This is a genomic window from Enterococcus sp. VV15, from assembly GCF_005236045.1.
GTDB lineage: Bacteria > Bacillota > Bacilli > Lactobacillales > Enterococcaceae > Enterococcus_B > Enterococcus_B durans.
In genome coordinates this window covers 24,416-36,398 of record NZ_QPTY01000033.1, presented here as the reverse complement: position 1 = coordinate 36,398, position 11,983 = coordinate 24,416, and the positions used below count along the sequence as shown (strand labels likewise).

At 38.6% G+C, this 11,983-nt stretch carries 8 protein-coding genes; all 8 read left to right on the top strand.

The annotated features are described in order from the left end of the window. Window positions 1–381: 381 nt before the first annotated feature. Window positions 382–951 (top strand): hypothetical protein, encoded by a 570-nt coding sequence (locus DVW83_RS11325; protein ID WP_123862446.1) that lies wholly within the window; start codon window positions 382–384, stop codon window positions 949–951. Window positions 952–1,416: 465 nt separating this feature from the next. Further along, entirely contained in the window at window positions 1,417–1,692 is a 276-nt protein-coding gene (locus tag DVW83_RS11320; RefSeq protein ID WP_104661575.1) for a UPF0223 family protein, read from the top strand. 4 nt (window positions 1,693–1,696) lie between these two features. Then, window positions 1,697–2,479: an inositol monophosphatase family protein gene (locus DVW83_RS11315; RefSeq protein WP_104661574.1), complete on the top strand. Its 783-nt coding sequence runs from the start codon at window positions 1,697–1,699 to the stop codon at window positions 2,477–2,479. Window positions 2,480–2,630: 151 nt separating this feature from the next. Next, window positions 2,631–4,460: a translational GTPase TypA gene (gene typA, locus DVW83_RS11310; RefSeq protein ID WP_104661573.1), complete on the top strand. Its 1,830-nt coding sequence runs from the start codon at window positions 2,631–2,633 to the stop codon at window positions 4,458–4,460. A 701-nt stretch (window positions 4,461–5,161) separates the two neighbouring features. Continuing rightward, complete coding sequence (recQ, locus tag DVW83_RS11305; protein ID WP_104661572.1) at window positions 5,162–6,925, top strand: DNA helicase RecQ; 1,764 nt, start codon at window positions 5,162–5,164, stop codon at window positions 6,923–6,925. Window positions 6,926–7,052: 127 nt separating this feature from the next. Then, a complete protein-coding gene (locus DVW83_RS11300) occupies window positions 7,053–7,355 on the top strand; it encodes a DUF1507 family protein (RefSeq protein WP_104661571.1) in 303 nt (100 codons plus the stop codon). 2 nt (window positions 7,356–7,357) lie between these two features. Further along, a complete protein-coding gene (locus DVW83_RS11295) occupies window positions 7,358–8,524 on the top strand; it encodes an FtsW/RodA/SpoVE family cell cycle protein (protein ID WP_104661570.1) in 1,167 nt (388 codons plus the stop codon). A 21-nt stretch (window positions 8,525–8,545) separates the two neighbouring features. After that, on the top strand, window positions 8,546–11,974 hold the full coding sequence (locus DVW83_RS11290) for a pyruvate carboxylase (RefSeq protein ID WP_123862442.1): 3,429 nt from the start codon (window positions 8,546–8,548) through the stop codon (window positions 11,972–11,974). Window positions 11,975–11,983 lie beyond the last annotated feature (9 nt).

Sequence of the window (11,983 nt, the reverse complement as noted above, 5' to 3'; positions counted from 1 at the left end):
ATCGTTTCCACTTGCGTGGGAAACAAGGAGCGAAGATTGATGTGGGATTAGCCCTAATGGCGTTAAATTTGAAAAAAATGAGTAGATATATGGGAAGAAAAGACCTGTCTAATAAAAAAACACATTGGATTTTGATGATAAAGATCAAAATCCAACGTGTTTTTTTATTTTTCAGACTAATGTCCCAGACCCGTTTTTTTTTGAAATTTCTCAAACCTAAACGACTTTTGTCTCGACCTTTTTTTTGCGTACACGTTAATTCTAAATGATGAAAAAATAGGACATCTGCTTTCACTGCCACATGATAGACTAACAATTATATTCTATAAGAATGCAGCATTAGCTTTCAGCTTTTGATAATCGTGAAAAGGAGTGGAGAAAGTGAATAACCCAGAAAAAAAGCCTGAAGAGGTTTATGTAGCGCCAACAACTAGAGATCTTAGAAATCATCCTCAAAGTGATAAGATACGGCAGATATTTGTTCGAAGTGAGGAAAATTTCTTTCGTCATTTATCGGATCTCTTTGTAAAAAAACCCAAAGATTACGCTAAAGTTGAAGAAATCATTTTTGATAAGTTCCAGTTGTCTGTTCCTTCGTTATTAAAAATGGTTGAACGAAAAGGAGAAAACATTCTACGTGCTCCATTACTCTTGCCAGAATATGAAGAACAGCGAAAAGAAGCAGTAAAAAAACTATATCTTGCCTGTCAAGATGAAGCGGAAACTGCAATCTTCAATGCCTATCATCGAAATGGATATTGCATCGCTGAAATTGTTTCGCCAAGTTTCAACCGTCTTATTGAAGAAACGAAGAACTTTGAAAGAAGAAGAGACAATATGCGCTTTGCCGCACGTGCGCTTGAAGCTTGTCTTAAAAATCTACGTAGAGATAAGCCTATCAATCTGATCAATTTTTATACAAAACCGGCGAGACAGGGCAATGATAGATGAGTTGTGGTTGTTCTTTAGTTACAGGTGAGCAACAACTTTTCCTTAATAAAAACATATTGATGAACGAAGAAAAATCCACCAAGAGGCGAACAAAAAATGAGTGAAATCAGGCAATGACTTAAATTGCCTGATTTTTTGTTGTGATTGGAATGAGGTGGGGACAGAAGTGTTTAACTCCGAGAAATAAGAAGGAATTACGAAAATTGCTTTTCAAATTTTTGTGAATTTCGGTTTATTTAAGAAGGAGTTGCTTCTGCGCCCACCGTTTATTCGTTTTTAAAGAATGAGACAAAAATGTTTCTTACTTTTTGTCCCACGCTCAAAGGATGACGGGGATAGTAAATATAGAGGTTCAATTCATCTTTATATAATTATATTATGTAAACTAAAATAGTAAAAATAGTTGGTTGCATATTCTTTTCTATGATACACTGATTTTGATTATGATGAATAGGAGAATGAGCGATGCAAGAGTATCAATATCCATTAGACCTTGATTGGACGACCGAAGAAATGGTGATCGTCATGAAAATGTGGGAGGACCTAGAAACTGCAAATGAAAAAGGAATCGCGAACGATCAGTTTCTAAAAACCTATCAAAACTTTAAAACAGTGATCAAATCGATCGGTGAAGAAAAACGACTAGGCAGAGAATTTGAGAAGGCTTCTGGCTATTCCTTATATCGAACTGTTCAGGAAGCAAAAAAGAATACGAAAAAAATCTTGAAGATAAACGGGTGAAGACATGGAAAAACGAATCAGTGTGATCAAAGAGTGGCTTTATGAAGCAGGGGAAAAAATCAAAAATGCTGAAAATAAAAAGTTGACGATTGATCAAAAGACTAGTCGAAATGATCTCGTCACTAACATGGATCGTGAAATCCAAGCTTTCTTGATCGAAAAAATCCACAGATTCAATCCAGAAGCCAAAATCCTTGCAGAAGAAGATGGATACAGTAAGGTAAACGATTTTACAGGACAGCTTTTCGTGATTGATCCAATCGATGGCACACTTAATTTTGTCGTAGAACGTGAGAACTTTTGTATTATGTTAGGAGTCTACGAAGATGGTAAAGGTCAGTTAGGGTTTATTTACGATGTCGTCAAAGAAGAACTTTACTGGGGTGGTAGTGGAATAGGAGTTTATAAAAACGAAGAAGCATTGCCAAAGCCCCCCAACAGTGGATTATCTCAAGGATTATTAGGAGTAAATGGTTATTTGTTTAGTCATAACCGATTCAATGTCCGAACGATTGCAGAAAAAAGTATGGGAGCCCGCCTTTATGGATGTGCTGGTCTAGAATTGATTGCGATGCTAAAAGGTCATCATATTGGCTATATCTCTAATCTAAGCCCTTGGGACTATGCAGCGGGGAATATCTTACTAGAAGAGTTCGGAATGAAGTACAGTGGCATACTAGGTGATAAATTAAAATTTGCAGGACGTGAATATTATCTCGCTGGGACAGAGAAGGCTTATGAAGAAATGCGACGATTGATAAACGATTCACAATCCTCAGAATCATAAAAAAACCGTAAGTTTAAGAGAAAAATGGCGAGAATATTAATTTTCTCGAAAAAATGAAAACATTTTACTATATTTCATGAAAAAAATTTGCTATAATAAACAGTCGAGTAAAATTGCACTGTCATAAAGAACCGAGAAGGAGTTAGTTACATTGAACTATAGAAACGATATCCGTAACGTAGCGATCATCGCTCACGTCGATCACGGAAAAACAACATTGGTTGATGAATTATTGAAACAATCCGATACATTAGACGCACACACACAATTACAAGAACGTGCGATGGATTCAAATGCTTTGGAAAAAGAACGTGGAATCACTATTTTAGCGAAAAATACAGCGGTTGATTATAAAAACTACCGTATCAATATTATGGATACCCCTGGACACGCGGACTTCGGTGGCGAAGTTGAACGTATCATGAAAATGGTGGACGGCGTTGTACTAGTTGTTGATGCTTATGAAGGAACGATGCCACAAACACGCTTCGTATTGAAAAAAGCATTAGAACAACATATTACACCGATCGTCGTTGTGAATAAAATCGACAAACCATCTGCACGCCCAGAGTTTGTTGTTGATGAAGTACTAGAATTATTCATCGAATTGGGTGCTGATGATGATCAATTAGATTTCCCAGTTATTTACGCTTCAGCATTGAATGGAACTTCAAGCTTGTCTGATGATCCTGCTGACCAAGAACCAACGATGGCACCGGTTTTCGATACGATCGTTGAAAAGATCCCTGCTCCAGTAGATAACAGCGACGAACCTTTACAATTCCAGGTATCATTGTTAGATTACAATGACTATGTTGGACGTATCGGGATCGGCCGTGTTTTCAGAGGAACCATCAAAGTAGGGGATCAAGTAGCCTTGATCAAACTTGACGGTTCAGTTAAAAAATTCCGTGTAACGAAATTGTTCGGTTTCTTCGGTCTAAAACGTTTAGAAATCCAAGAAGCAAAAGCTGGAGATTTGATTGCTGTATCAGGTATGGAAGATATTTTCGTCGGTGAAACAGTTACACCTGTAGATAACCAAGAAGCATTACCGATCTTACACATTGATGAACCAACTTTACAAATGACATTCTTAGTAAATAATTCACCATTTGCTGGGCGCGAAGGTAAATTCGTCACTGCACGTAAAATTGAAGAACGCTTGATGGCTGAACTTCAAACAGATGTTTCACTACGTGTTGAACCAACAAACTCTCCAGATGCTTGGACTGTTTCTGGTCGTGGGGAACTACATTTATCGATCTTGATCGAAAATATGCGTCGTGAAGGCTATGAATTACAAGTATCACGTCCAGAAGTTATCGAAAAAATCATTGATGGTGTAAAATGCGAACCATTTGAACGTGTTCAAATCGATACTCCAGAAGAATACATGGGTAGTGTAATCGAATCATTGAGCTTACGCAAAGGCGAAATGCAAGACATGATCCATACTGGAAATGGTCAGATCCGTTTGACATTCCTAACACCAGCACGTGGCTTGATCGGTTATTCTACTGAATTCCTTTCTATGACACGCGGATACGGAATCATGAACCATACCTTCGATCAATATTTACCAATGTTACCAGGACAAATCGGTGGACGCCACCAAGGTGCTCTTGTTTCGATCGATGCAGGGAAAGCAACAACTTATTCCATCATGAGTATTGAAGAACGTGGAACAGTCTTTGTTGAACCAGGTACAGAAGTATACGAAGGAATGATCATTGGCGAAAACAGCCGTGAAAATGACTTGACTGTCAACATTACAAAAGCAAAACAAATGACTAACGTACGTTCTGCTACGAAAGACCAAACATCTGTCATCAAAAAACCAAAACAATTAACATTAGAAGAATCATTAGAATTCTTGAATGATGATGAATATTGTGAAGTAACACCAGAAAGCATTCGTTTAAGAAAACAAATCTTGAACAAAAATGTTCGTGAAAAAGCGTCTAAAAAGAAAAAATAACGCGTGATCAAACATCATAGGAGGAGGGGATAAAATCCCCTCCTTTTTTAGTTTGTCAGTCACAGCGCTGAACGAAACGGATTCTTTAGGTGATGCTATAAAAGTACAACTACAATCGAAACCGATAAATCTAGCTGGGTTTGTACATAGCTGAAAATAGCTGATTCTCTAGTAATGTTGTTCAAATATAAAAAGTTCGTAGCATGGAGTGATCTAGTACATCAGGTTAAGTGTTATCTATCTATAAAAAATATTTTTGATATGCTTAAGATAACAAGTGTGTAATTGATGCTATCACTGTCGACTAAGTAGGATAAAAATCCTTTAGCTATGCTATTTTACAAAGAGGCTGCAAAAATAAAAGTGCGTGATGAAGTGAGCGTTTCAGCTAATATGTTACCTAGCATGGAAAGAAAATAATTTATTCTAAAAAATTTGATTGTGATGATTATGCTCAGCTATTTCTGTGGAGAAGTAGATTTAGAAATAGAGAAAAATACACGAAATAACGGAAAAAGTCTATTAAAAGACTTTTTAAAAACTCAAAATACGCTCTTTTGTGTTTCATAAATACATTTTGTTTCACGGATAAAAGGGTTGTTCTGAGTGACAACGAGAAGTAAAATAGTTCTTGCGTAATCTATTTAAATGAATGAAATATTGCCATCATTTTCTTAAAATATGTATAAAGTAGGGATAAGATGAATGAATTACTAAAAAAATATTTTGGCTATGATGAATTTCGCCCAGGGCAAAGGGAAATCATTCAAAAAGTGATGGAACATGAAGATGTGCTGGGTATCATGCCGACAGGAAGTGGGAAATCGGTGTGCTACCAGTTGCCAGCATTGATGCTAGATGGTTTGACGATCGTCGTTTCACCCTTGATATCCCTCATGAAAGATCAAGTAGATGCGGCTAACCAGTTAGGGATAGCTGCAACATTTATCAATAGTTCGTTGAATGGCTATGAAACAGCAAGGCGTTTCCAAGAACTTGAACAGAGGGAGATCCAGTTGCTCTATGTTGCGCCTGAACGCTTTATCATGCCAGACTTCATTCGTTCGATGCAGCATTGGAATGTCCAACTGCTTGCCATTGATGAAGCACATTGTATTTCCCAATGGGGGCATGATTTTCGGCCTAGTTACCTTCAAATGGCAGAAAAGTTGAATGAGTTAACCCAACGGCCGATCATTGTTGCATTAACAGCAACTGCAACGATAGCTGTAGCCGAAGACATCAAAAGACTTTTAAAGATTCCGGACAAAAACCATATCCAAACCGGATTTGCTCGCGAAAATCTACGGTTGCAAGTAATCAAGGATCAAAAAAAAGAACAATATTTGGTCGAATATCTGCGTATGAATCAGAAACAATCCGGCATCATCTATGCGGCAACACGCAAAGAAGTTGACCGTATCTATCATTTATTAAAAAAATTTGGTTTCAATGTTGGTAGGTACCACGGTGGCATGAGTGAACGGGAACGAACAGAAATGCAAGAAGCTTTTCTGTATGACCGCATAGAGTTATTGGTGGCTACCAATGCTTTTGGAATGGGGATCAATAAAAGCAATATCCGCTTTGTCATCCATTATCAAATACCAGGTTCTTTGGAGGCGTATTATCAAGAAGCAGGTAGAGCGGGAAGAGATGGTCTTCTAAGTGATGCTATCTTGTTATTTGCACCGCAAGATGTCCAGATCCAGAAATTTTTTATCCAGCAATCACAACGGGAAGATTCTCAAAAGCAAAAAGAATATGAAAAATTAAAATCTATGACCGAGTATGTCTACATTGAGGATTGTTTGCAGCAATATATCTTAGCTTATTTTGGAGAAGATGGTGTACCTTGCGAGCGTTGCGGGAACTGTTTAGATGATCGAGAGTTGATCGATGTTACGAAGGAAACACAGATGGTTTTATCCTGTATCAAACGAATGGGCGAAAACTATGGGAAGCAGATGTTGATGAAAGTGTTAGCTGGATCGAAGGAGCAAAAAGTGAAAAACTTCGGATTTGATCGACTTTCTACGTACAGTTTATTAAAGAAATACGCGCAAAAAGATATCTTGCAGTTGATCGAATTCCTTATCTCTGGTGGTTACTTGCTCTCTGTGAGTGGAGAGTACCCCGTTTTGAAGGTCACAGAGTCAGGTATCGCTGTTCTTACTGGAAAAAAACAAGTATTTAAGAAAGAACCAAAGAAAGTAGTTCAACTTTCAGATGAAGCTGCAGACAGTCTGTTTGAAGCATTACGAGAACTGCGAACAGACTTAGCTTCTGAAGCTGGTGTTCCACCATATGTCGTTTTTTCTGATTCGACATTAAAAGAAATGAGCCAACAAAGACCACAAAACCGACTGGCATTTCTGGAAATAAAAGGTGTCGGTCAAAGTAAATTAGATAAATACGGAGAAGCATTCCTAGCAGTTATCAAAGAAGCACAAAGCGAAAAATGAAAAGTGAGTCCATCGTGCAAAAAAAAGGATAAAAAAAGGGAAAATCACCTTACGAAAACCGTGATTTTTCCCCGTTGGATTTTTAAGTATGTTATAATAAATAAACTTAGAATGGGGGTAGGCGTAGATGGATTCTCTGTCAAATGAATTTGCAGTCCAAGTATTGAAAGATGAAGCTGAACGGATCAAACGCTTGATTAAAAACCAAAAAAACAGCTTATGTATCTCGCAATGTAAAGCTTTTGAAGAAGTAGTGGATACGCAAATGTATGGATTCTCACAACAAGTCAGTTTTGCGATACGTGTGGGGATAGTCGAAAAAACAGAAGGTCAGCTATTGCTGAGTGAATTAGAGCGTGAACTGAACCATTTATATAGTGAAGTTTACCAAGAAAATTATGATAAAAAAGAAATTGGCAAGGAGGAGTAAACTTGCCTAAGAAAGTTAAAAAAAGGCATTTATTAGACTATAGCATATTGATCCCATATTTGATTCTATGTGTATTGGGATTGATCATGGTCTATAGTTCGTCATCATATTTATTAATGGAAAACGGTACAAGCCCTTCCGCATCATTTCTTAATCAAAGTATTTTTTGGGTTCTGAGTCTAATTGTAATCGGGCTGCTTTATAAAATGAAAACCGATGTTTTGAAGAATCAGCGGTTGATCATGGCAGCAATCGCTGTGCTGACGATTTTACTTTTGATCGTTTTATTTTTTGGTAAAGAGATCAATGGTGCAAAAGGATGGATTCAGATTGCTGGATTTACGATCCAGCCTGCAGAGTATTTAAAGATCATCGCAATCTGGTATTTGTCTTGGACTCTTTCCAAACGACAATACAGCATCCAAAAAGATTTTATCGGCACGGTCAAACGACCTCTTGCTTTGGTATTGGTATTGACGGCTATCGTTGCAATCTTGCCCGATTTTGGGAACGCAACTGTCATCTTTTTGATTACGTTGGTTTTGCTTTTAGCAAGTGGTATCAACTATGTATATACATTGATCGTTGGATTTGGCGGAGTTGGTTTAAGTGTGTTTACTATCTGGCTAGTCAATATCACTCACGGGAAATTTCTTCCTGAACGATTGCAATATATCTATAATCGTTTTGCTATTTTTCAGAATCCTTTTTCCGATGAACTCAATAGAGGGCACCAAATGGTCAACGGCTATTATGCGATGTTCAACGGCGGTCTATTTGGCCGAGGATTAGGGAATAGTATCCAAAAAAAAGGCTTCTTACAAGAAGCACAAACCGATTTCATCTACGCGATCGTAGTAGAAGAACTAGGTGTTATCATGGGAATCCTGATCCTTGCTCTACTATTCTTTATGATCACTCGGATCATTTTAGTAGGGACGCGTTCAAAAGATCCATTCAATTCATTATTGTGTATCGGGATCGGAGCAATGTTCTTAGTTCAAGTATTCGTAAACCTTGGAGGGATCACTGGTGTTATCCCATTGACAGGTATTACTTTCCCATTTTTGAGTCAGGGCGGTTCTAGTCTCTTGATGCTCTCGATCTGTATTGGTTTTGTATTGAATATCAGTGCAGATGAGAAAAGAAAAAGCTTAGGTTTATACTAAAAAAGATGTAGGAGTGGTTCGATGGAAAAAGTTTTAGTTGCTAACAGAGGAGAGATTGCGGTACGTGTGTTCCGTGCTTGCACAGAATTAGGAATTAAAACTGTTGGTATCTACGCTGAAGAAGATGAGTATTCAGTACACCGGTTCAAAGCAGATGAAGCATATTTGATTGGTCAAGGGAAAAAACCGATCGATGCGTATTTAGATATTGAAGGGATCATCTCGATCGCAAAACAATGCGGAGCAGATGCTATTCATCCAGGATATGGATTACTATCTGAAAATTTAGGTTTTGCACAACGTTGTAAAGAAGAGGGGATCACTTTTGTCGGGCCGGATTTACATCATCTTGATATTTTTGGAGATAAAATCAAAGCAAAAGCAGCAGCGATTGAAGCTGGGATCGCATCGATTCCTGGAACAGATGGCCCGATTGCGAGTGTAGAAGAAGCACTAGATTTTGGCGAACGCTATGGTTATCCAATCATGATCAAAGCAGCTTTAGGTGGTGGCGGACGTGGAATGCGTGTCGCTCATGATGAAAAAAGCGTTCGAGAAGGATATGAACGTGCAAAAAGCGAAGCAAAAGCAGCGTTTGGTAGCGATGAAGTCTATGTAGAAAAATATATAGCGAACCCTAAGCATATCGAAGTCCAAATCCTTGGAGATAAGCATGGCAATGTGATCCATTTATTTGAAAGAGATTGTTCTGTTCAAAGACGCCACCAAAAAGTTGTAGAAGTCGCACCTTGTGTGTCCATGAACGAGGAACAGCGTCAGCGGATCTGTAAAGCTGCTGTCCAATTGATGAAACATGTGGGCTATGTCAATGCTGGGACAGTCGAGTTTTTGGTTGAAGGAGACGACTTTTACTTTATCGAAGTCAATCCTCGAGTGCAAGTAGAGCATACGATCACTGAAATGATCACAGATGTCGATATTGTAACGACACAATTATTGATTGCACAAGGAAAAGATCTGCACAAAGAAATCGGTTTGCCAGAACAATCAGGGATCAAGCTTAATGGTTCGGCGATCCAGTGCCGAATCACGACAGAAGACCCGTTGAATCATTTTCTTCCTGACACAGGGAAAATCGATACTTACCGTTCTCCGGGTGGATTCGGCGTCCGTTTAGATGTCGGAAATGCTTATTCTGGTTATGTCGTTACTCCTTATTTTGACTCTTTATTAGTTAAAGTTTGTACGCATGCAGCTGATTTTGACACTGCGATCCAAAAAATGACACGTTGTCTGAAAGAATTTCGGATTCGTGGAGTAAAAACCAACATTCCATTTATGTTAAACGTTATTTCTCATCCTGTGTTCCAATCCGGTAATGCAAAAACGACGTTTATTGATAATACAAAAGAACTATTTGAATTTCCTCGTTTGAGAGACCGTGGCAATAAAACAATGAAATACATCGGTGAAATCACTGTCAATGGTTTCCCAGGAATCAAAAAAGGGGAAAAACCATTCTATGACAAACCACGTCTACCTAAAAAACTGATCACTCGGGATGAGTATCTCACAGCGAAAAATGTTTTAGATAATGAGGGAGCTGATGGATTAGTCCATTGGATCAAGAACCAAGAAAATCTGCTACTGACTGATACGACCTTTAGAGATGCGCATCAAAGTTTATTGGCAACTAGAGTACGGACAAAAGATTTCAAAGAAGTTGCCCGTTTAACAGGAGAGGGACTTCCAGAACTTTTCTCAAGTGAGATGTGGGGAGGCGCCACTTTTGATGTGGCCTATCGTTTCTTGAATGAAGACCCATGGCAAAGACTAAGAAAAATTCGTTCCTTGATGCCTAACACTTTATTGCAGATGCTGTTCAGAGGATCAAATGCAGTAGGATACTCGAATTATCCAGATAACGTGTTAGTGGAATTTGTGAAAGAAGCGGCGGCACAAGGAATTGATGTCTTTCGGATTTTTGATAGCTTGAACTGGACACCTCAAATGAAAAAAAGTATTCAAGCAGTCCGAGATACAGGGAAAATCGCAGAAGCCGCAATCTGCTATACTGGCGATATCAACGATCCAAGTCGCGCAAAATACAATGTGCAATATTATAAGGATATGGCAAAAGAGCTTGAACAACTAGGGGCGCATATCATAGCAATCAAAGATATGGCTGGATTATTAAAACCTCAGGCAGCCTATCGTTTGATTAGTGAATTGAAAGAAACAACTGATTTACCGATCCATTTGCATACACATGATACTAGCGGAAATGGGATCATTACCTATTCGGCAGCAACCAAAGCTGGGGTGGACATTGTCGACGTAGCCATGAGTGCGATGAGTGGAAATACGAGTCAACCGAGCATGAGCAGTTTATATTATGCGTTAGTCAATGGTCCTCGCTTACCTGAGATCAATATCCAAAATGCACAACAATTGAACCATTACTGGGAAGATGTACGTATGTACTATAAACCATTTGAAAATGGGTTGAACGCCCCTGAAACAGAAGTCTACATGCACGAAATGCCAGGGGGACAATATTCAAATCTCCAACAACAGGCAAAAGCAGTCGGTCTAGGACACAAATGGGATGAAATCAAACAGATGTATCATACAGTCAATTTAATGTTTGGTGACATCGTTAAAGTAACACCGTCATCAAAAGTCGTGGGGGATATGGCGTTATTCATGGTCCAAAATGATTTGACAAAAGACGATATCTATGAAAAAGGAGACACGTTGAGTTTCCCAGAATCAGTTGTCACTTTCTTCCAAGGTGAGCTGGGGCAACCAGTTGGCGGATTCCCTGAAAAATTACAAAAGATCATTTTGAAAGGAAGACCTGCAATCGATGTCCGTCCTGGTGCTTTAGCTGAACCAGTCGACTTTGAACAAGTCAAAAATGAGTTAGCTGAAAAAATCGGTTATGAACCTAAAAATGAAGAAGTTTTGAGCTATTTGATGTATCCTCAAGTCTTTTTAGATTACCAAAAAGCCTACAATCAATTTGGCGATGTGACTTTATTAGATACACCAACGTTCTTCCAAGGGATTCGCTTGGGTGAAACAGTGAATGTCCAAATCGAAAGAGGAAAAATCTTGATCATTCGGTTGGATGAGATCGGTGAACCAGATATTGAAGGAAATCGCGTGTTGTTCTTCAATCTGAATGGCCAACGCCGCGAAATATTGATCAAGGATACTTCGATCATCAGTTCAGTTCAAACACGTTTGAAAGCTGAACCAACGAATCGCGAACAAATCGGGGCAACGATGTCAGGTTCTGTGTTAGAAGTGTTAGTGAAAAAAGGCGATAAAGTAAAAAAAGGTGACACTTTGATGATCACAGAAGCGATGAAGATGGAAACGGCGATCGAAGCGCGTTTTGACGGAGAAATTGCCCATATCTATGTGGCAAATGGTGATTCGATTGCGTCAGGTGACCTCTTGATCGAAGTGACTGAAAAATAAGGGTGGTGG